This is a genomic window from Pseudosulfitobacter sp. SM2401 (genome assembly GCF_042932805.1).
Taxonomy (GTDB): domain Bacteria; phylum Pseudomonadota; class Alphaproteobacteria; order Rhodobacterales; family Rhodobacteraceae; genus Ascidiaceihabitans.
In genome coordinates this window covers 2,412,780-2,433,138 of record NZ_CP170633.1, presented here as the reverse complement: position 1 = coordinate 2,433,138, position 20,359 = coordinate 2,412,780, and the positions used below count along the sequence as shown (strand labels likewise).

The window sequence follows — 20,359 nt, the reverse complement described above, 5'->3', positions numbered from 1 at the left end:
CTTTCTCATGCAGTGTTAAGGAAGTTGGTCGGTTTCCCTTGATAAGTGTGCAAAGAACGCGCATCTGTGCAGTATGTTTAGATTTTGTATCGCTTTTGTTCTCTTTTTGTTTCCCGAGATTGCCGCTGCCGAGTTTTCTGGTCGTGTGCTGGTGATTGATGGCGACACGATCGACGTGGGTGCTGTGCGCGTGCGTATTCACGGGATTGATGCGCCGGAAAAAGATCAACATTGCCAGTCTGAACAAGGTGTGGATTGGGCCTGTGGGCTGTGGGTCAATGAACAGGTGCGCCAGCGCATTCAGGGTCAAATTGCGCACTGCGTTCAAACCGATATCGACCGGTACAACCGCGTGGTTGCGACTTGCACTGTCGCAGGCCAGGACATTGGGCGCGCTTTTGTGGCGGACGGTTTGGCCTTTGCCTACCGCAAATATTCGATGGCCTATGACCTTGATGAAAAGGGCGCGATGATCAGTAATCGCGGGCTACACGCGAGCCATGTTCAGAACCCGAGCCAGTTTCGCAACACCCAGACAAACGGGCGTATTCCGCGCGACCGTGATTGCGTGATCAAGGGCAATATCTCGGTTGATGGGACGCGAATTTTCCACGTTCCGGGTCAAGCGTTTTACGATCGCACCGGGATCAGCACGCGCAATGGCGAACGCTGGTTTTGTTCATCCAGCGATGCAATCAAAGCAGGCTGGCGCGCGTCACGCCGCTAGCGGACCTCGTAGGGCAAAACATCGCGGGTGTCCGCATCCACATGCAATTGCCGTTCCAACGGCGGAACCGAGCGTTGATGACACTGCTTGCGTTCGCAAATCCGGCAGGAAATCCCGATGGGTTCAAAGGCGTCAGCGCGGTTTAGATCCAACCCATCTGCATAAACCAACGACCCCGCATGCCCGACTTCGCAACCCAGCGCGATTGCAAAACGACGCACCGGCGCGCCGTAGCGGCCGGCGTGTTTGGACACGTCGCGGGCCAAACTGATGTAGCGTACACCGTCGGGTGTTTCCGCCATCTGGCGCAGGAACTGCCCCGGCATTTCGAATGCGCGGTGCACGTTCCACAACGGGCAAGCCCCGCCAAATCGGGCAAATTGTAACCGCGTCGCTGAGTGGCGTTTGGTGATTGTCCCTGCCTGATCGACGCGCACGAAAAAGAATGGAATGCCCTTGGCCGCAGGGCGCTGCAACGTCGACAAACGGTGCGCGACTTGTTCGATCGATGCGCCAAAACGCCCGGCCAACCATTCCACATCATGGCGGCTCTCTTGGGCAGCTTGCAAGAACGCGGTGTAGGGCATCAACGCGGCACCGGCAAAATAATTCGCAAGGCCGATTTTGGCGATATCGCGTGCGGCAGGCGTTTGAAAACGCGCGAGATCCAACGTCGCCTCTAGCAGCGGGTTTTGCCGTAGCAGCGCGACCTGTAGCAACAATTGAAACGTCTGGGTTTCAGGGGCCGCGCGCACCGAAATCGACAGGGTCTTGGTGGTTGCATCGTAGCTGCGCAATCGATCCGTGTCGGTAAATTCAACCTTTGCACCGATCTGGCCTAGGCTCGCCACGGCGGCCACGCGAATGTTGTCATAGCCGCCTTCGGAGCTCGCAAAATGTTCGGCCGCGCGGTCCATCGCGTCGATGTAGTTGTCGCAGTAGTGAAAGAAATCGCGCACTTCTTCCCACGGGCTGGGCCGCGCGCGGGCGTCTTCGCGCCCTAATGCTTCGTCCAGTGACGCGAGCCTTTCGTGGGTTTGGCGATAGGATTGATGCAGTTCGATAAACGCGCGGGCAAGGGCAGGGGCGTTGGATGCAGCCAGGCGCAGATCAGCCATTGGCGGCATGTCGGATGCAAAAACTGGATCGGACAAAACCTCGCGCATGTCGCTGACCAACCGTTCGCTGTCACCGATGCTAAGTTCGGTCACATCCAGTCCGAATTCGCGCGCAAGGGCCAACACCACCGACGTGCTGACGGGGCGATTGTTGTTTTCCATCTGGTTGAGGTAGGGCAAGGAGACGCCCAATTTGGCGGCAAAATCCTTTTGGGTCAGACCGATGCGCGTGCGCAATTCACGCAGCTTGGCGCCAGCGTATAGTTTTTGGGTCGCCATCAGGGCACCTTTGCAACTTTGCAGATAACTTAGCGTAGCTTTGCAAAGTTAAGGGCGCAAGGACGTAACGATCAGTTGCCGCTGGCCTTTATGCGCGCCTCGCGTCGGTACACCCCAAGGATCGCGACGACCGCTGCCATAGACGTGAACATCATGATCAGGATCAGCGGGTATGCCCCTGTTTCGGGTTTCAGCAAAAACACCGCCAGAGACGCCAATCCCGCGCCGCCGCCGATCATTATTGCGCCGCCCAAGCCCGATGCCGTGCCAGCTAAATGTGGTCGCACGGACAGCATGCCGGCTGTGGCGTTTGGAATGACCATACCGTTTCCCAAACCAACACAGGTCATTAGCCCAAAGAAGGTGAGGGGCGAGCCAAAGCCAATCAAGAACAAGCCCAGCATCAACGCCGTGCCACAGCTGACCGCGATTGCGCCCCACAAAATCAGCTTGTTGACGCCCAAACGCTTTGCGTTGCGCCCGGTGATCCAGTTGCCCGCGAAATAACCAACAGCCGGTGCGCCAAAGAAAACCCCGACCCATTTTGGGGACATGCCAAACACCACGGATCCAACAAAAGGGCCGCCGCCAAGATAGGCAAAAAACGCGCCCGAACTTAGGGCCGATGCCATGCAGTATCCCCAAAATCGGGGTGAGCGCAGCAGCTCGGGGTATTCTTTGAACTGCTGGGTTAACGTCAGGCCTGACGGTTTGACCGTCTCGCCCAAATCGCGCCAAACCAGTGCGAACAACGCACCGCCGACAAAGAAAAATGCCCAAAAGTTGGCTTTCCATCCGAATAATTCGTCCAAAAAACCACCGATCGCCGGGCTGATCATTGGCACCACGGCCATGCCCATCGTGACATAAGCGATCATTGAGGCCGATTGTTCTTGGTCAAATGAATCGCGAATGACCGCGCGGCTTAGCACCATGCAAACGGCGATGGCGGCCTGGATCATGCGAAAGATCAGAAATACCGTGATGTTCGTGGCCAAGATGCAGCCGATGGTTGCCAGCATGAAAATCGCAATGCCGACCAGTAATACGGGCCTGCGCCCCATGCGGTCCGACACTGGGCCGATAAAGATTTGCAAAATTGCGCTGACGAACAAAAACAACGGCACCGACAGCGCCATCACCCCATCGTCAACGCCAAAGAACGTGGACATTTGCGGCAAGCTTGGCAAAAACATATTCATCACCATAGCGGACATGCCAGCCATGAAGATAAGTGTGAAAATATGAGGCGGAGTGCTGCGATCCAGAAACCGGATCACTGGTTTGTTTTGCATGTGTTAACAGCTATTCCGCGTTTGTAGGGTTGTCCACCAAGAGCGGATCATTAGGTCAAATATTTGCATGTTTGCACTTTGCAAAACACCATCTGCATAGACTTTGCAAATATGCGCAATGGCGCTGGGAGCCTGCACCTTTTACACGTATATTGTTACGAAATTGCTAGTGGGGCTGATGATGAAAGATATTCTGACAGAGTTGAACGACCGTCGTACGCAAGCGCGTCTGGGTGGTGGTCAAAAGCGGATCGACGCACAACACGCGCGTGGCAAGCTGACGGCGCGCGAGCGGATCGAGCTGCTGTTGGATGAGGATTCTTTCGAAGAGTTCGACATGTTCGTCAGCCACCGCTGTACCGATTTTGGTATGGAAAATCAAAAGCCTGCGGGTGATGGCGTTGTGACGGGCTGGGGCACAATCAACGGACGCATGGTCTACGTGTTCTCTCAGGACTTTACCGTTTTTGGCGGATCATTGTCTGAAACCCACGCGCAAAAGATCTGCAAAATCCAAGATATGGCAATGCAAAATGGCGCGCCTTTGATCGGCATCAACGACTCGGGTGGTGCACGAATCCAAGAGGGCGTGGCATCCCTCGCGGGCTACGCCGAAGTGTTCCAGCGCAATATTTTGGCCTCTGGCGTCGTACCGCAGATCAGCTTGATCATGGGCCCATGCGCGGGCGGCGCGGTGTATAGCCCCGCTATGACCGACTTTATTTTCATGGTCAAAGACACGTCTTACATGTTTGTAACCGGCCCTGACGTGGTGAAAACTGTCACCAACGAAGTTGTTACAGCCGAAGAATTGGGCGGCGCCTCCACCCACACCAAAAAATCATCCGTGGCAGATGGCGCGTTCGAAAACGATGTTGAGGCACTGGCCGAGGTCCGCCGCCTCGTTGATTTCCTGCCACTGAACAACCGCGAAAAACCACCTGTCCGCCCGTTCTTTGACGAACCGGGCCGCGTTGAGGCATCGCTGGACACGCTGATCCCGGCAAATCCGAACACGCCCTACGACATGAAAGAATTGATCCACAAAATCGCGGACGAGGCGGATTTCTACGAGATCCAAGAAGACTACGCCAAGAACATCATCACCGGTTTCATCCGGCTCGAAGGGCAATCTGTGGGCGTTGTCGCCAACCAACCGACCGTTCTGGCGGGCTGCCTCGACATCGACAGTTCGCGCAAAGCGGCGCGTTTCGTGCGGTTCTGCGATGCCTTTGAGATTCCGATCCTGACGCTGGTCGATGTTCCGGGGTTCCTGCCTGGCACCTCCCAGGAATACGGCGGCGTTATCAAGCACGGTGCCAAGCTGTTGTTCGCATACGGCGAAGCGACAGTGCCCAAAGTCACTGTAATTACACGCAAAGCCTACGGTGGTGCCTACGACGTTATGGCGTCCAAACACCTGCGCGGTGATTTCAACTACGCGTGGCCAACGGCCGAAATCGCGGTGATGGGGGCCAAAGGTGCCACCGAGATTATTCACCGTGCCGATTTGGGTGACGCCGACAAAATCGCGCAGCACGCCGCAGACTACGAGGCGCGCTTTGCCAACCCGTTTGTCGCAGCCGAACGCGGGTTTATCGACGAGGTGATCCAACCACGTTCTACCCGCAAACGGGTCAGCCGCGCTTTTGCTTCGCTACGGGGTAAGTCATTGAAAAGCCCGTGGAAAAAACACGACAATATTCCGTTGTAATCTGATGGCGCGTGGTTGGCATATTCAAAAAGACGAGGGGCAAGTGACGTTAAGCCGTCAGTTGCCCGCACGTTTTGATGTACAAGCAGTAACCACGTTGCCGCACGCCAACATGGTGCGTTTGGTCAGTCAAATCCGTCAGGATTTGTGGCGCGCTTTGCAAAACCTGCGTGGCTTTTCACCAGTGGTGCAGATCACCAAAGGTAGCGATCAGCTAGAGGTTATCGCGGGGGGCCGCGTCTTGGGCACCACAAGCGCGAAAACCATTGAGCAAATCCAAGCCGTGCTGGAAGACCCAGAGAACCGTGCCCGCTGGCTGCGCTGTTCGCAAGATCGCCGGAGGCCCTAGATGAGCAATGCCATTTTCGACAATCAAGCCTTCACGATCTCGCATGCGGATGAGGGCAAATTCATCGGCGCTGGTCTGCGTCCGTTTTTTGAATACCGCGATCTGGGGATCAACACTGCAACGGCGGGGGCCTATGGGGCGCATGTTATTCGCGCCGTCCCGGGTTTGGAAAGTCCCGCACAATGGCATTCCCATGACCTGAACTTCCAGATGGTTTACGTCACCCAAGGTTGGGTTGTTTTTGAGTACGAAGGCACTGGCGAGCACACTTTGCGCGCGGGGTCTTGCGTGTTGCAGCCCTCTGGCATTCGCCACCGAGAGGTGCGCCATTCAGACGATATGGAATTGATCGAAATAATTTCTCCGGCTGAATTCGCCACCAAAGGCGAAGACGCCCCATGATACGTTTGATCGCCCTGTTGTTGACAGCCTCCGCCGCGCATGCCCAAGACGTTCCGTCAGGTCAGGTTGTCGCCTTGCACGAGGTGTTGATCGACGATGTGAACGCGCAAAACTGGCTGCGTTTTCGGTTTATCGCGCCGCAAATTGCGCGCGAAAACGGCGACATCACCTACGCACAAGCAGGGCTAGACATGGAGCATCTTTGCCAAACCATGGCCTTGCCTTACATGAGCGAATATGACCTGAGCGCGGACATGATTATTATCTCATTGTCTGACCAAGTCACGGAATTCGGGGCAACAAATCCCGAAGCCACACAATTTTTCGACGCCTTTAGGGTCGAAAACCACACCTGCATCTGGGAGGCTTTTTAATGCAACCACAATATGTTGCGCCACACAGCTCATCCAAAGGGGCACCTGATGCGCTGGCGACACAAATCCGCGCATCCGTTGCCTGTGGATATCTTTTTGACACAATTTCCAGTACATATGCCCCAAGGAAAATCCAAGATTTCCTTACCTCAGTACCAAGGCGAGGGGCGCGTGTTGCGTCCATTCGTCATTTTTTAAGTGACAGGAGACTCAGATGTCAAAGAGCATCAAACTTTTGGCAACATTCGGCTTTATCGCCGCGGTTGCTGCCTGTGCGCGCGAGCAGCAGGTCGAAGAATTTGTCGTGGTTGATCCAGAGCCGATCTCGGTTGAGCCGACATACACCGGTAAATACAAGTAATACCGAACTTACGGGGCGGGCGTTCGCGCCCACCCCGACCAGCCTCCTTTTGACAGGAGGTGCGCCGTGCTAAAACATCGCGGGTTTCCGGGCCGTCTGACCGGTACAGATTTTCAATTTACCCTGCGCCGCGCCAACCCCAAAGGGGTGACGCCGATCACACGTCGTGAACGCAAACGCGACCGCAAGCCTGCGGACCGGCGCGCTGATGCTGGTTTCATGAAAGCGTTGTGGGAACAATTCGGCGAACAACCGTTCGAGCGCGGCAACCTGGATGCAGGCCGTTTGTGTTGGCTGTTCGGACGCGAAGTGATTCCTGCAACCGATGACTTTGATCCAGAGGACTACGAGGCGCTGTTGGTGATTGATCCCAACATCGCACGCGCGTCGTTTCCCGAGAGTATGGGCGAGGTTTAGGCGTGTTGTTGCTTGCGCATCCCCAAAAACGGCAGGGCTCCGCCGATTTTACGCGTATAGCGTGTATTGCTATGGCGCGAGCGGTGGTGGCGTGCAAACCTGATTTTGCACGGGTCATGTCCCAGATTTATGTGGCACGTGCGCACCATTTCCGAACCCCTTCCCCTGACGGGCGGCAGGCGCTACCCCGCGTTTGTTCGCCCGTCTTTTTCTGTTCTAAATCAGGTTATTGGCGGTCTTCTGCCGATTCAAAGCCCGTTACTGGACAAGATCGCAAGACACCGCCACATCTGATGTCTGCGCACTTTTATGTGCGAACAGATACAGGAGTAGTAAAATGTCATTCAAAGTATGGACCCTCGTCGCCGCCGCAACTTTGGGCTTATCAGCCTGCGGAGACACAGGCACAGACCAAGCGCTTATCGGTGGTGCCGCAGGTGCGGGTGTGGCCGTCATCACAGACGGTAGCCCGCTTAAGGGTGCGGCCATCGGCGCTGCGGGCAACTACTTGTACTGCCAAGCCTACCCAAGCAAATGCAACTGATGCAGGCGCGCCACGTTTCATAAATTCTGACTTACGCACGTTTAAGTTGCGTAAGCCTGCGCTAGACTGCACTCAATGGGCACCAAAAGCCCAATTGAGAGGCAAGTTTTATGAAACGAGTAATCTGCATTTTTGCAGTGTCCGCCGCCATGTTGGCTGGCGCATGCACCAAGCCCGACGCATCCAGTCGTGGCACGATATCGCCGCTGGGCCCGCTCACGGCGAACTGATCCAAGGGCCGCGTCTGGCGGCCACATCCTTTAAAATCGCAGTAACCGTCCCGTTCATTCGGGGCGGTCAAATGCGTTTGTCCAATCAAAAAACATTCTCAAACGAATTCTCAAATACCGGGGACTGCACATGTTCAAAAAGATCCTGATCGCCAATCGGGGCGAAATCGCCTGCCGCGTCATCAAAACGGCCCGCAAAATGGGCATCGGCACGGTCGCCATTTATTCTGATGCCGACAAGCAGGCGTTGCATGTGCAAATGGCGGATGAGGCGGTGCACATTGGTCCGCCCCCGGCCAACCAATCCTACATCGTTATCGACAAAGTGATGGAAGCGGTGAAATCCTCGGGCGCAGAGGCCGTGCATCCGGGCTATGGTTTCCTGTCCGAGAACTCCAAATTTGCCTCAGCCCTGTCTGCCGAAGGCGTGGCATTTGTCGGCCCCCCTGTGGGCGCAATCGAAAAGATGGGGGACAAGATTACCTCCAAAAAGATCGCCCAAGAGGCCGGTGTTTCCACTGTCCCCGGCTACATGGGTCTGATCGAGGACGCGGACGAGGCGGTCAAGATTTCAAATGAGGTCGGCTATCCCGTGATGCTTAAAGCATCCGCAGGCGGCGGCGGCAAAGGCATGCGCATCGCGTGGAACGACGAAGAGGCCCGCGAAGGATTTCAATCCTCTAAAAACGAGGCGGCGAATTCCTTTGGCGATGACAGGATTTTCATCGAAAAATTCATCACCCAACCGCGCCACATCGAAATCCAAGTCCTGTGCGACAGCCACGGCAATGGCATTTATCTGGGGGAACGCGAATGTTCGATCCAGCGGCGTCAGCAAAAAGTCGTAGAAGAAGCTCCAAGCCCGTTTCTGGACGAAGCCACCCGCAAAGCCATGGGCGAACAGGCCGTCGCCTTGGCCCAAGCGGTCGATTATGCCAGCGCTGGCACGGTAGAATTCATTGTGGACGGGGCCAAGAACTTCTACTTTCTGGAAATGAACACGCGCTTGCAGGTGGAACACCCTGTGACCGAATTGATCACTGGGGTCGATCTGGTGGAACAGATGATCCGCGTCGCCAACGGTGAACCGCTCAGCATCAAGCAATCCGACGTGAAACTGAACGGTTGGGCCATCGAAAACCGCCTGTATGCCGAGGATCCGTATCGCGGATTCCTGCCATCCATTGGCCGCTTGACCCGCTACCGCCCGCCGATGGAACAGGCCGCTGGGCCGTTGCTCGACAATGACAAATGGCAGGGTGATGCGCCGTCTGCGGACGTGGCTGTGCGCAACGACACCGGCGTCTACGAGGGCGGCGAGATCAGCATGTATTATGACCCGATGATCGCCAAACTGTGCACATGGGCCCCAACCCGCGATGCGGCGATTGAGGCGATGCGCGTGGCTCTCGACAGCTTTGAGGTCGAAGGCATCGGCCACAACTTGCCCTTCCTGTCTGCGGTCATGGACCACCCGATTTTTATCGCTGGCGAAATGACAACGGCCTTTATCGAGGAACAATATCCCGAAGGTTTCCAAGGGGTTGAGCTGGCAGAGGATGACTTGCGCCGCATTGCTGCCGCCACAGCTGCCATGAACCGGGTGTCCGAAATCCGCCGCACGCGTGTGACGGGCCGGATGGACAATCACGAACGCAAAGTCGGCACCGATTGGAACGTGACGTTGCAGGGGGCATCGTTTGGCATGGTGATCAGCGCGGATCGCGACGGTTCAAACGTGACGTTCGAGGATGGCACGTGTATGCGCGTGACAGGCCTTTGGACGCCCGGTGATCAGCTGGCGCAGATGATCGTCGACGGCGCGCCTTTGGTGTTGAAAGTCGGCAAAATCAGTGGTGGTTTCCGCATCCGTACGCGCGGGGCCGATATGAAAGTGCACGTGCGCACCCCTCGTCAAGCCGAGCTGGCCTTGCTGATGCCAGAAAAAGTCGCGCCAGACACATCCAAATTGTTGCTGTGTCCGATGCCGGGTCTGGTGGTCAAACTGAACGTCGAAATTGGCGAAGAGGTTCAGGAAGGCCAAGCGCTGTGCACCATCGAGGCGATGAAGATGGAAAACATCTTGCGCGCCGAAAAGAAGGGTATCGTCGCTGCGATCAACGCCAGCGCGGGTGCCAGTCTTGCGGTGGACGAAGTGATCATGGAATTCGAATAACTCCATGATATTGCGAACAAACATAGCGCGCCTGTCGCGCTGTGCCTCTGGAAAGAGGCGGGGTGCTCAGCCGTCGTTGGGTACCAGTCTTTGTTCGCGTATTTCACGTTTGCGCATCGGCATTTTGTCAATCGACCGGCTGATTTCACGCACGTCCCACGGCAAAGGTTTGCGCAGCTTTACATCGCCATCTTTGCCAATGATCACCAACATGAACCCGCGTGGGCGCAATTTCGTGCGCAATTCGGACCGCGCCGCAGGGTCCGTGTCGGTCAAAACCACCACGTCGCGTTCGGCCAAATCAGGCAGGTTGGCCATCAACAATTCGATTTGTTCGCCGTATCGCGGGTCTGCATCACTGTCTGCAAAGACCACAACGGGGCGTTTTTTCCAGACAAATTCGTTCAAATTGGCTTCACTTTGCGTCACAAAGACTGTGTCCTCAAGCGATAAACTGGTGTCCTGGGCGACGGCGCAAGTGGCAAAAAGCGTCGCAATAACAATGGATAATGTGCGTTTCATTTCAACTCCTGTTGATACGAACATAGGCTTATTCTCAGCGAATTCGATGGCCTATCTGCGCATTTTTAACATTAAACCCATTGCAACAGGTTTGGTGTCATGACGGGAAGAATCCCCGGTACATGGCCGAACGGGGCGGTCGTTCGAAATAGGGCTGGCCGCACTATGGACGTTATTTTACATCTTGGCGCACACCGCACCGGATCCACAACTTTTCAAAGCTATATGACGCGCAACAGATCGGCGTTGCGGGCCAAAGGCGTGATGTATTGGGGACCACCGCGTACCCGCTCTGGTCTGTTCGCGGGGATCCAGCCCAACACTTATACAGGACGCAGTACGCAAGCACGCGCACACGGCCGCATCCAAATGCAATTGGACCGCGCCGCCAAAGACGGTGTGAAAACGCTGATCGTGAGCGATGAAAACATGATCGGATCGGTCCGTTCCAATCTGCGTTGCAGAAGCCTGTATCCGGCTATTGGTGAGCGTATGGCGCGGTTTGCCCCTGCATTTGAGGGACGCATCAGCCGGGTCGTTCTGAACACACGAGCGCAGGATTTGTACTGGGCGTCCTGTTCGGCATACGGGGTTGCGCGCGGTCACCCAATGTTACGTGCCGTCGCATTTGATGGGATGACGGCCAGCACGCGCAGTTGGCGTGACGTGATTACTGATCTGTCTTGCGCGGTCGATGGTGCGGACGTGGCCGTTTTACCGTTTGAACGCTTTGCCGGTCGCCCCGACGCAATGCTGCGTGCGATTGCTGGATGTGATGCACCTAAAAATGGCACGGACGAATGGTTGAACCGTGCCCCCAACACAACGGAATTACGCGAAATCTTGAAAGCCCGAAAAATTGCCGCCCCTGAATTGGATGGGGTCATCGGGCGCTGGCACCCATTTGATGCGGCCCAAACCGCCGCTTTGCGCGAAGATTACGCCGACGACATGTTCTGGTTAACCGCCGGAGCAGACAGATTGGCAACACTGACAGAGGACACGGCCCGGACAAGAGCAGGGAAAATCCCGCCAGCTGGTGCCATCAACAAAGGACATAATCATGACATCCAAGAAAGACACATGGCGCAGCCTAGCTGAGGGCGAATTGCGCGGTCGCCCCGTCGAAGATCTGACATGGAAGACGCTGGAAGGGATCGACGTTCAGCCGATCTATACCAAAGACGATTTGGCGGATGTGACCCACTTGGGTTCAATTTCGGGCGAACCACCGTACACGCGCGGCGTTAAGGCGACGATGTACGCAGGGCGCCCATGGACGATCCGTCAATACGCGGGCTTTTCCACAGCCGAAGAATCTAATGCATTTTACCGTCGTGGCTTGGCCGCTGGCCAACAGGGCGTTTCGGTTGCGTTTGATCTGGCCACGCACCGGGGTTACGACAGCGATCACGAACGTGTTGTTGGTGATGTCGGCAAAGCTGGCGTGGCGATCGACAGTGTCGAAGACATGAAGATCCTGTTTGACGGCATCCCGCTCGACAAAGTGTCGGTTTCCATGACGATGAACGGTGCCGTGATCCCGATTTTGGCTAGTTTTATTGTGGCGGGCGAAGAACAAGGGCACGACAAATCGGTGCTCGCGGGCACAATCCAGAACGATATTCTCAAAGAATTTATGGTGCGCAACACTTATATTTATCCGCCTGAACCCTCGATGCGGATCGTGTCTGACATCATCGAATTCACATCTGATGGCATGCCGAAATTCAACTCGATCTCGATTTCTGGCTACCACATGCAAGAGGCTGGCGCGAACTTAGTCCAAGAACTGGCGTTTACGCTGGCGGATGGTCGCGAATACGTGCGGGCCGCGATTGCGGCTGGCATGGATGTGGACCAATTCGCAGGACGCTTGTCGTTCTTTTTTGCCATCGGCATGAATTTTTTCATGGAAGCATCCAAATTGCGCGCCGCCCGGCTGTTGTGGCACCGCATTATGGAAGAGTTCGAGCCCAAGAACCCGAAGTCGAGCATGCTGCGCACCCACTGCCAAACCTCTGGCGTGTCTTTGCAAGAACAGGATCCCTACAACAATGTTGTGCGTACCGCCTACGAAGCCATGGCCGCGGCCCTTGGTGGCACCCAGTCGTTGCACACCAATGCACTGGACGAAGCCATCGCTTTGCCCACTGATTTTAGCGCCCGGATTGCCCGTAATACGCAGTTGATTTTGCAAGAAGAAACCGGCGTGACCAACGTGGTCGACCCGCTTGCTGGTTCTTATTATGTTGAAAAGCTGACGCATGATTTGGCCGAAGCGGCATGGAAGCTGATCGGCGAAGTCGAGGAAATGGGCGGCATGACCAAGGCGGTGGCGTCTGGCATGCCCAAACTCCGGATCGAAGAAGCCGCAGCAACCCGTCAGGCCAACATCGATCGCGGCCGTGAAGTTATCGTGGGCGTCAACAAATACCGGCTCGACAAAGAAGATCCGATCGACATTTTAGATATCGACAACGATGCCGTGCGCACCAGCCAGATTGCCCGCCTCGAAAGCATCCGCGCCAGCCGCGACACTGCCGCATGCGAGGCGTCTTTGGCAAACATCACCCGCTGCGCGACCGAAGGCGGCAACCTGTTAGAAGCTGCCGTTGAAGCCGCGCGCGCGCGCGCAACCGTAGGAGAAATCAGCATGGCGATGGAAAAAGTTTTCGGGCGTCACCGCGCTGAAGTTAAGACCCTCGCCGGCGTTTATGGCGCTGCATACGAAGGCGACGCAGGCTTTGCCGCGATCCAGAAATCGGTTGAGGATTTCGCCGAAGACGAGGGGCGGCGCCCGCGCATGCTGGTCGTCAAAATGGGGCAAGATGGCCACGATCGTGGGGCTAAAGTTATCGCGACGGCATTTGCGGACATCGGGTTTGACGTGGATGTGGGGCCGTTGTTTCAAACGCCTGCCGAAGCAGCCCAAGACGCGGTCGACAACGACGTGCACGTGATTGGTATTTCCAGCCAGGCAGCGGGTCACAAAACGCTGGCACCGCAATTGGTCCAAGCCCTAAAGGACGCGGGTGCCGAAGACATCATCGTGATCTGTGGCGGGGTCATCCCGCAGCAGGACTATCGGTATCTGTACGACAATGGCGTCAAAGCGATCTTTGGGCCGGGCACCAATATTCCAATTGCGGCGTCAGAAATCCTCGACATCATTCGCACAACACGTAAGTGACAAAAAAAGGGGCCCAGCAATGGGGCCCCTTAAACATGTTTTGATCCGCCGGATTAGCTCCGTGATGGATAGGTACCTTCGGTCACAATGCACCATTGAATGACCAAATATGGGTTCATGATTTGCATCGGTAGACCACCGCCGGTGTTTTGAATCATTGCCGGATCCATTGTTACGTCTGCCGGACCTTCAGAGTAGAGGCTTTGCTCTGTGACGCTTGATGGTGCTGGAAAATCTGTCCCCGGGCCGCGTTTGTCGCCACGTTTGTTACGAGCACCGACCAAGTGATTGTGCGAGGGCATTGTGGCCGTTGTCATGGTTACTGTTTCGGAACCGCCTTTTTGGCCAAGAGGGCGGGATGCCAGGCCCGGTCCGTTGCCAGCATGAAGCGGCGCGCGCCCACGCAGATCAGGCAGTTGCATTGTTGTGCGCCCGTCGCCGCCATAAATCGTACCGATCAAGGAAAACAGCGCCGTGTTGGACGAAACAGGCAAAATTTGTCCGTCTGCTGCGAGCGATCCGCGTGGGCAGAAATTGTACCCACCTGGCACAAGCTGGCCGATGTAAAATGATTGAGCGGACGCTGATTGCGGGGCCGCCATCATGCCCAATGTCGCGACAGCCGCAATTTTTGCGCCGCCAATCAATGTTTTAACAGAAATTTTCATAATTTAGTTCCTTGTGGTTCAAGAGCGTAAATCGAGTGTTCGCCTTGAAAGTCTGTGAGGTGAAAATGCCCTTGCGCAGCCGCCCGTGGCAGTTTGCGCAAATCTAAAATCATGACCGCGATGGGTAAACACCGTACATTGAAATGCACCAGTTCACTGCCAAGAACGGTTGTGCAATCTGGAGCGGCTGGCTGCTGCCTGTTGGCTGGATCATCGCGGGGTCCATGGCAACGTCCGCAGGCCCGTCGGTGAAGGTCAGCGCGTCATCCGAAGGGATCGCATAGAAATCAGTGCCGGGTCCGCGTTTGTCGCCAGTTTGCATGACAGCGCCAACTGGGTGGGAATGTGCAGGCAGATTATTGACGTTTGCATAAAGCAATGTGTCGCCGCCACGTTGACCCAAAAGACGGGTTGAAAGGCCAGGGCCATTGCCGTGTTGCATTGTCGTGCGACCGCGCATGTCAGGCAACGCAAATGTCGTGCGACCATCGCCGCCGTACGTCGTACCTAATAGCGAAAACAGCGCTTGATTGCTTGAAATCGCCAAAAGTTGGCCGTCCAAAGCGGCTGTTGTCCGGGGGCAAAAATTGAACCCAACTGGAAAAATTTCGCCTGTGTAGATTTGTGCGGCGGCAGATTGCGGTGCCGCACTTAAGCCGAGCGCAAGTACAGCAGACGCTGCCATTCCGCTCAAACTTAGAGTTTTGAGTTTTGTCATTTTATGTTTCCCTGTTTGTCAGGGAGCAAAAGCCTAATAAATTTTGGGCGTTTGCCCTGCAAATAAGTTTGAGTTTAACTAATCGTTACGAACCATGAACAAACCGTGCCATCCAGACCCCTGCGCTGTCAACATTCAACAACACGTAGAATGTTGGTGTTCATTCAATTTTGGAAATAGTTACTCTTTTACAGTAATTTACGGGAATTTTTTCGTAAAGATTTCGGAAACCGAAAGCCACCAGATGGAATTGTCTCTCATCGAATGATGTTCGGTTTTGTGTCAGTTGGTGCCAGGCTTAGGCTCTCACGATAGCGTTTATTATAGCTCGCTTTAAATGCGCGCCGCCCAATTGCATAGTAATTGGGCACCTGTTGCGCCCCCTTGCCACAAATCCCAAGACCTCTCGTACTTATTCAATTTTGCTGCAATGCTGTTCAAAGGGGCCGAACACAAAGGACAAATTATGTTGTTAGATCATTTGGCGGTATCTGGCAGAACTTTGGCCGAGGCCACAGCTTTTGTCGAAGACGCGCTTGGCGTCAAAATGCAGCCCGGTGGCGCGCACGCGGTGTTTCACACGCATAACACGCTGTTGGGTCTAGAAGACGGACTGTATCTAGAGGCGATTGCAATCAATCCAGATGCGGCAATTCCGGATCAACCACGGTGGTTCAATCTGGATCAGTTCAAGGGCCCTGCACAGCTGACGAATTGGATTTGTCGCACTGATGACTTGCCTCATGACATGGCCTTGATGCCGGACGGGATCGGCACACCGGTCGCCTTGCAGCGGGGCGATTTGCGTTGGGACATGGTGGTGCCAGACAGTGGTCTGCTGCCGTTCGACAATCTGTGTCCGGCGTTGATTCGATGGAACACATCCGATCATCCTGCGACGCGGTTGGCTCCGTCCGGGTGCCGGTTGACGCGTTTGACAGTATCACACCCGCAGGCCGATGATTTGGCCAATCACCTTGGCAAAGTGCTCAGCGACGACCGGATCGCGTATGAAGTCGGTGCGTGCGGTATGCGCGCCGAATTCGATACGCCGCACGGGCCGCGCCTGTTGTGATCCGAACCGCCAACGCCAGCGATGCACCCGCGATCACAGCGCTGTGGAATCACATCATCGCGGACACCTCGATTACATTCACGACGATTCCGAAGACCAAAGACGAAATCCGGCAAATAATTGCCGACACAGCCCGATTGGTTCATGTCGCGCAACACAACGGCGCATTCGCTGGTTTTGCCCTTGTTGGCCCGTTTCGCAGTGGCCCCGGATATGCGCGGACAGTTGAACATACCGTTTATTTGCACACATCCGCGCAGGGGAACGGATTGGGATCGCACTTGATGCATGCATTAATGTCTGCGGCGATTGTTGCAGGTCATCACGTGATGGTGGGCGCGATCAGTGGCACCAATTCTAGCGCAATAGCATTCCACAAAACGATTGATTTTCAACATGTTGGCGTGATTGAACAGGCTGGTCGCAAAAACGGCGACTGGCATGATTTGGTACTGATGCAGAAAATCTTGTAAAACGCCCACTGACACTTCCTGCGCCACCCGCTAAGATGTGCGCATGTCGATTTGGACCCGTATCACCGAAGCGCTTGCTGCGCTCACCTCTGGCGAGGGATTGTCGAGCGTTTTTGAAAAATTACGCACGCGGCCTGACCGCAGTGTGGCGTTTGCAATTGCCGTGATCGCGCTGGGGGCCAAGATGGCCAAAGCCGACGGGCAGGTGACCCGCGACGAGGTGACGGCCTTTCGCGAAGTGTTCCACATCGCCGCGGCGGACGAAGCAGGGGCCGCGCGCGTGTTCAATCTGGCGCGTCAGGACGTTGCCGGTTTCGAAGAATACGCCGCCCGCATTCAGTCGATGTTCGCAGGCGACCCACACACGCTGGGTGATTTGATGGAAGGGTTGTTCCACATCGCCATGGCCGATGGGTTTTACCATCCCAACGAGGACGCATTCCTGGAACGTGTCGCCGAGATTTTCGAAGTTGGGGCCCCGGAATTCAAAGCATTGCGCGCGCGGTTTGTGCCAGATGCTGAAACCGACCCCTACACGGTTTTAGGGGTGACGCCGGAAATGGCTGCTGATGACATTCGCGCAGCGTGGCGCAAGCTGGTCCGCGAAAACCACCCTGACGCAATGGTCGCACGCGGTGTGCCAGAAGAAGCAGTGCAACTTGCCGTCAAACGCTTGGTCGATATCAATCGCGCGTGGGAAGACATCCAAAGCGGGGCCGCCTGATGCGCCTTGCCACCTACAACGTCGAATGGATGAACAGCCTGTTCGATGATGATGGCGCGCTTTTGATGGATGGTGGCTGGTCGGCGCGCTACAACATTACGCGTGCGCAGCAAACGCAGGCTTTGGGTGTTGTCTTTGGCGCGATGGACGCAGACGCCGTGATGATCATCGAAGCCCCGGATCACAATCGCAAACGCGACACGGTTGCCGCGCTCGAAACCTTTGCAGCGCATTTTGATCTGCGTGCCCGCAAGGCTGTGATGGGATTTAACAACGACACGCAGCAAGAGATCGCGATGCTGTATGACCCCGACGTGCTCAGCGCGGAACATGATCCGCAAGGGGTTATCGTCGGCAAATCCGGCGGGCGTGATGCGCCGCGTTTTGACGGTGTGTTTCGCATTGATCTGGACGTGGACGAGACCGAAGATTTGGTCCGCTTTTCCAAGCCGCCGCTAGAGCTGAGGATGACCGCAAAATCCGGTTTCGAGTTTCACATTATCGGTGCGCATCTGAAATCCAAGGCCCCGCATGGGGCCGATAATCGCGACGAGGTGATGCGTTTTTCCATCGCCAATCGGCGCAAGCAATTGGCCCAAGCGATCTGGATGCGCCAACGGATTTCCGCCCATCTTGACGCGGGAACGCCGTTGATTGTGATGGGCGACATGAACGACGGTCCGGGTCTGGATGAATACGAAAACCTGTTCGGGCGCTCTTCGGTTGAGATTTTATTGGGTCGCGATGATCAAGCGCAATTGTTTGATCCGCACGCACGCATGGCCTTGTCGCGCAAACTTGCGGCGATGCCGACGACCTCGCGGTTTTGGATCAGGCAGGAAAAACGGTTCCTACAAGCCCTGCTTGACTACGTGATGGTGTCGCCAGACATCAAAAACAAGGACGCGCAGTGGCGTATTTGGCATCCTCTTGATGATCCCGATTGTTGGAAACGTCCGGAGCTGCGTGATGCCTTGGTGACCGCGTCAGATCATTTCCCGGTGACCTTGGATGTCGACCTGTAGGAATTGAAATTTCCGCGACAGGTCCCATATCGTTCTGATGAAACATGCAATTACCCTGATCGCTATGATGTCCGCCGCCACCCCCGCGCTGGCCGATGAAACCGACGGTTTGTCGCTGATGGAACGCGGCGTTCAGCTGTTTTTCGAGGGGCTGTTGCAAGAGGTCGAACCGGCGATGGATGGCTTGCAAGGCTTTGCCGAACAGGTCGGTCCCTCGTTGCAAGATTTTGCGACCCAGATGGGCCCTGCGCTAGGTGATTTGATGGACCAAGTCGACGACTGGAGCGTCTATGAAGCACCAGAAATTTTGCCAAACGGTGATATCATCATCCGGCGTGAACCCGACGCGAACCCAATGGGCGAAACAGAAATCTGACGCCTATTTCTTGCTGATCTTAACCTGTAATTCGGCCTGCATGGAATTTGCCAACGACTGAAGCCGTGCTTCTGCAACCTCGCCATAAAGCGGTGCTGTATCCGCAGACAGGCGCAATTCTAGCTGCTTTTTCTTTGGAAACCATTTGAAATCAGCGCGTTCCGCCCCTTTTTGCAACCACAACATTGCACCAAAGCGCATGGCTTTGCCGACAATTTCGGCCTCTAGCTGCATCTTGGGATCGATCAGATCAACAAGGTTGTCAAACCGTGTACTGCCACGTGAATTTGAATATCGGTGCAGCAATGCCAAGCCCAAAAAGATGCGTTCGGAGTGCTTTAACCCCCCCAGATTGGCACGGGTCGAATTGTCAAAACAAACCTCGGCGCGGTAGTCGGGATGCGCGCGCCAACTGACGTCGTGCAACAAACAGGCCGCGCGGATCAGGCGTTTTCGTGCCTCTGGTTCGGATTTGAACAGGGGCAGGATAAAGTCATACAGCCGTTTGCCAAAGCCGGGCAGGCGCGCGTCCTTGGCTTCGGAAAAGCGACAGGATTCGATCAACGGATCGCGATCCCGCAGGCGCTGGGGCATCTGTTCGTACAGCATCCCTTCGCGAATACCGTAGCTGCTGACGGCGATGTCTTTCGGTCTGAATGTCTTGACCAACCGCTTCAAAACCTCAGCGGCCAAAGGCACCAGCGACATCCGCGCCGAAGAAATTCCGCACGCCGCGCGGATGACTTCGGTGTCATTTTCAGCGATGTAGTTGGCCGTTTTGACGACAGATGACGGGCTCATCCGGTACTCGTGCAAAACATGCAAAGGATAGCCACGCCGGTGCATGTCGACTCGTGCAATCGCGCGCCACGACCCGCCTACTAGGAACAATCGATCGGTTTGCGTGCCCATCGCGTCCGCTAATTCAGTCATGGTTTGTTTGATGTGTGCGGCCCGGCCTTTTTTGCCGCCCTTGATGTCCGTCAGCTTGAGCGGCCCAAGGTTTGATGTCACGCGACGGCCCACGCGGCCATCCGAAATTTCGGCCAATTCCATTGATGATCCGCCGATGTCACAGACCAATCCGTATGATCCAGGCCATCCCAATAGAACGCCTTGGGCAGATAGCCGCGCCTCTTCTTTGCCGTCGACGACCCAAATACGCAGACCGGTAAGCGCTTGAACTTCGGCGCAAAAATCGGGCCCGTCACTTGCATCTCGGACCGCTGCCGTGGCCACGATTGTAAGCGCGGGCAACCCCATGCCATCTGCCAAATGCTTGAAACGCAACAAGGCGGACAGCGCGCGCGCGCGCCCGCTTGGGTTCAAAATACCCGTTTCAGACAGGCCGGCCCCCAAGGCGCACATGATCTTTTCGTTGTAAAAATAGGCGGGCGATCTGGCCGCGCCGTCAAACACCACCAACCGAACCGAGTTCGACCCCACGTCGACAACCCCGACACGCGACAAGGCGCGCACGCTTGGGTCTTCAAACAAAGGACGGCCAAACGGGCCCCAATCAGTGTTTGCGAGTTCGGATTGGCCAGAATCAGTGTTTAACGTCATGGCTCCCCCTTGGAGCATAGTTTGGACCATCGC

The 20,359-nt window shown here is 55.7% G+C and carries 22 protein-coding genes; 16 read left to right on the top strand and 6 right to left on the bottom strand.

The genetic code is table 11. The features are described 5' to 3' along the window. Positions 1-73: 73 nt before the first annotated feature. Positions 74-727 (top strand): thermonuclease family protein, encoded by a 654-nt coding sequence (locus ACFIO0_RS12130; RefSeq protein WP_390910657.1) that lies wholly within the window; start codon positions 74-76, stop codon positions 725-727. On the opposite strand, the gene ACFIO0_RS12125 is transcribed toward ACFIO0_RS12130, so the two are convergent. Continuing rightward, positions 724-2,124, bottom strand: coding sequence for a short-chain fatty acyl-CoA regulator family protein (locus ACFIO0_RS12125; protein WP_390910656.1), 1,401 nt, complete (start codon positions 2,122-2,124; stop codon positions 724-726). The two genes, ACFIO0_RS12130 and ACFIO0_RS12125, sit on opposite strands and share 4 nt — an antisense overlap. A 71-nt stretch (positions 2,125-2,195) precedes the next feature. Further along, positions 2,196-3,419 carry a Bcr/CflA family efflux MFS transporter gene (locus ACFIO0_RS12120; RefSeq protein WP_390910655.1) on the bottom strand — a complete coding sequence of 408 codons (1,224 nt, stop codon included), beginning with the start codon at positions 3,417-3,419 and terminating at the stop codon, positions 2,196-2,198. Positions 3,420-3,600: 181 nt separating this feature from the next. Here ACFIO0_RS12120 and ACFIO0_RS12115 point away from each other — a divergent pair, with 181 nt between their 5' ends. The 8 genes from ACFIO0_RS12115 to ACFIO0_RS12080 all read left to right on the top strand — a co-directional run bounded on the left by ACFIO0_RS12115 (position 3,601) and on the right by ACFIO0_RS12080 (position 9,986). Further along, on the top strand, positions 3,601-5,133 hold the full coding sequence (locus ACFIO0_RS12115; protein WP_390915333.1) for a carboxyl transferase domain-containing protein: 1,533 nt from the start codon (positions 3,601-3,603) through the stop codon (positions 5,131-5,133). Positions 5,134-5,137: 4 nt separating this feature from the next. Next, entirely contained in the window at positions 5,138-5,482 is a 345-nt protein-coding gene (locus ACFIO0_RS12110; RefSeq protein WP_390910654.1) for a hypothetical protein, read from the top strand. Next, the gene (locus tag ACFIO0_RS12105) at positions 5,483-5,884 is read left to right on the top strand and encodes a cupin domain-containing protein (protein WP_390910653.1); all 402 of its coding nucleotides are present in this window, start codon (positions 5,483-5,485) and stop codon (positions 5,882-5,884) included. Next, entirely contained in the window at positions 5,881-6,258 is a 378-nt protein-coding gene (locus ACFIO0_RS12100; protein ID WP_390910652.1) for a DUF6497 family protein, read from the top strand. The genes ACFIO0_RS12105 and ACFIO0_RS12100 overlap by 4 nt, the downstream gene beginning before the upstream one ends. Positions 6,259-6,472: 214 nt before the next feature. Beyond that, positions 6,473-6,619, top strand: coding sequence for a hypothetical protein (locus ACFIO0_RS12095; RefSeq protein ID WP_390910651.1), 147 nt, complete (start codon positions 6,473-6,475; stop codon positions 6,617-6,619). 66 nt (positions 6,620-6,685) lie between these two features. Then, a complete protein-coding gene (locus ACFIO0_RS12090; RefSeq protein ID WP_390910650.1) occupies positions 6,686-7,036 on the top strand; it encodes a hypothetical protein in 351 nt (116 codons plus the stop codon). Between the two features lie 337 nt (positions 7,037-7,373). Further along, positions 7,374-7,580 (top strand): hypothetical protein, encoded by a 207-nt coding sequence (locus tag ACFIO0_RS12085; protein ID WP_390910649.1) that lies wholly within the window; start codon positions 7,374-7,376, stop codon positions 7,578-7,580. A 360-nt stretch (positions 7,581-7,940) separates the two neighbouring features. Further along, positions 7,941-9,986 carry an acetyl-CoA carboxylase biotin carboxylase subunit gene (locus ACFIO0_RS12080; RefSeq protein ID WP_390910648.1) on the top strand — a complete coding sequence of 682 codons (2,046 nt, stop codon included), beginning with the start codon at positions 7,941-7,943 and terminating at the stop codon, positions 9,984-9,986. A 66-nt stretch (positions 9,987-10,052) separates the two neighbouring features. Here ACFIO0_RS12080 and ACFIO0_RS12075 read toward each other — a convergent pair whose 3' ends face one another. Next, positions 10,053-10,508, bottom strand: coding sequence for a DUF4174 domain-containing protein (locus ACFIO0_RS12075; protein ID WP_390910647.1), 456 nt, complete (start codon positions 10,506-10,508; stop codon positions 10,053-10,055). A 225-nt stretch (positions 10,509-10,733) separates the two neighbouring features. Between ACFIO0_RS12075 and ACFIO0_RS12070 the strand changes: the two genes are divergently transcribed. Together ACFIO0_RS12070 and scpA are read left to right on the top strand one after the other, a co-directional pair. Further along, the gene (locus ACFIO0_RS12070) at positions 10,734-11,609 is read left to right on the top strand and encodes a hypothetical protein (protein WP_390910646.1); all 876 of its coding nucleotides are present in this window, start codon (positions 10,734-10,736) and stop codon (positions 11,607-11,609) included. Then, positions 11,572-13,701: a methylmalonyl-CoA mutase gene (gene scpA / locus ACFIO0_RS12065; protein WP_390910645.1), complete on the top strand. Its 2,130-nt coding sequence runs from the start codon at positions 11,572-11,574 to the stop codon at positions 13,699-13,701. Before ACFIO0_RS12070 ends, scpA begins: the two co-directional genes overlap by 38 nt. Positions 13,702-13,754: 53 nt before the next feature. Here the strand turns inward: scpA and ACFIO0_RS12060 are convergent, their stop codons facing one another. Further along, positions 13,755-14,369, bottom strand: a complete 615-nt coding sequence (locus ACFIO0_RS12060) for a tail fiber protein (protein WP_390910644.1) — start codon at positions 14,367-14,369, stop codon at positions 13,755-13,757. A gap of 109 nt (positions 14,370-14,478) precedes the next feature. Beyond that, positions 14,479-15,087 (bottom strand): tail fiber protein, encoded by a 609-nt coding sequence (locus ACFIO0_RS12055; RefSeq protein WP_390910643.1) that lies wholly within the window; start codon positions 15,085-15,087, stop codon positions 14,479-14,481. Between the two features lie 466 nt (positions 15,088-15,553). On the opposite strand from ACFIO0_RS12055, the gene ACFIO0_RS12050 reads away from it, so the two are divergent. The 5 genes from ACFIO0_RS12050 to ACFIO0_RS12030 are packed head-to-tail and all read left to right on the top strand — an operon-like array spanning position 15,554 to position 18,760. Further along, positions 15,554-16,162: a VOC family protein gene (locus tag ACFIO0_RS12050; protein WP_390910642.1), complete on the top strand. Its 609-nt coding sequence runs from the start codon at positions 15,554-15,556 to the stop codon at positions 16,160-16,162. Continuing rightward, positions 16,159-16,635, top strand: coding sequence for a GNAT family N-acetyltransferase (locus ACFIO0_RS12045; protein WP_390910641.1), 477 nt, complete (start codon positions 16,159-16,161; stop codon positions 16,633-16,635). Before ACFIO0_RS12050 ends, ACFIO0_RS12045 begins: the two co-directional genes overlap by 4 nt. 43 nt (positions 16,636-16,678) lie before the next feature. Further along, entirely contained in the window at positions 16,679-17,359 is a 681-nt protein-coding gene (locus ACFIO0_RS12040) for a TerB family tellurite resistance protein (protein WP_390910640.1), read from the top strand. Then, on the top strand, positions 17,359-18,384 hold the full coding sequence (locus ACFIO0_RS12035; RefSeq protein ID WP_390910639.1) for an endonuclease/exonuclease/phosphatase family protein: 1,026 nt from the start codon (positions 17,359-17,361) through the stop codon (positions 18,382-18,384). The genes ACFIO0_RS12040 and ACFIO0_RS12035 overlap by 1 nt, the downstream gene beginning before the upstream one ends. A 37-nt stretch (positions 18,385-18,421) precedes the next feature. After that, positions 18,422-18,760 (top strand): hypothetical protein, encoded by a 339-nt coding sequence (locus ACFIO0_RS12030; protein WP_390910638.1) that lies wholly within the window; start codon positions 18,422-18,424, stop codon positions 18,758-18,760. Positions 18,761-18,763: 3 nt separating this feature from the next. On the opposite strand, the gene ACFIO0_RS12025 is transcribed toward ACFIO0_RS12030, so the two are convergent. Then, complete coding sequence (locus ACFIO0_RS12025) at positions 18,764-20,326, bottom strand: Ppx/GppA family phosphatase (protein WP_390910637.1); 1,563 nt, start codon at positions 20,324-20,326, stop codon at positions 18,764-18,766. Positions 20,327-20,359 lie beyond the last annotated feature (33 nt).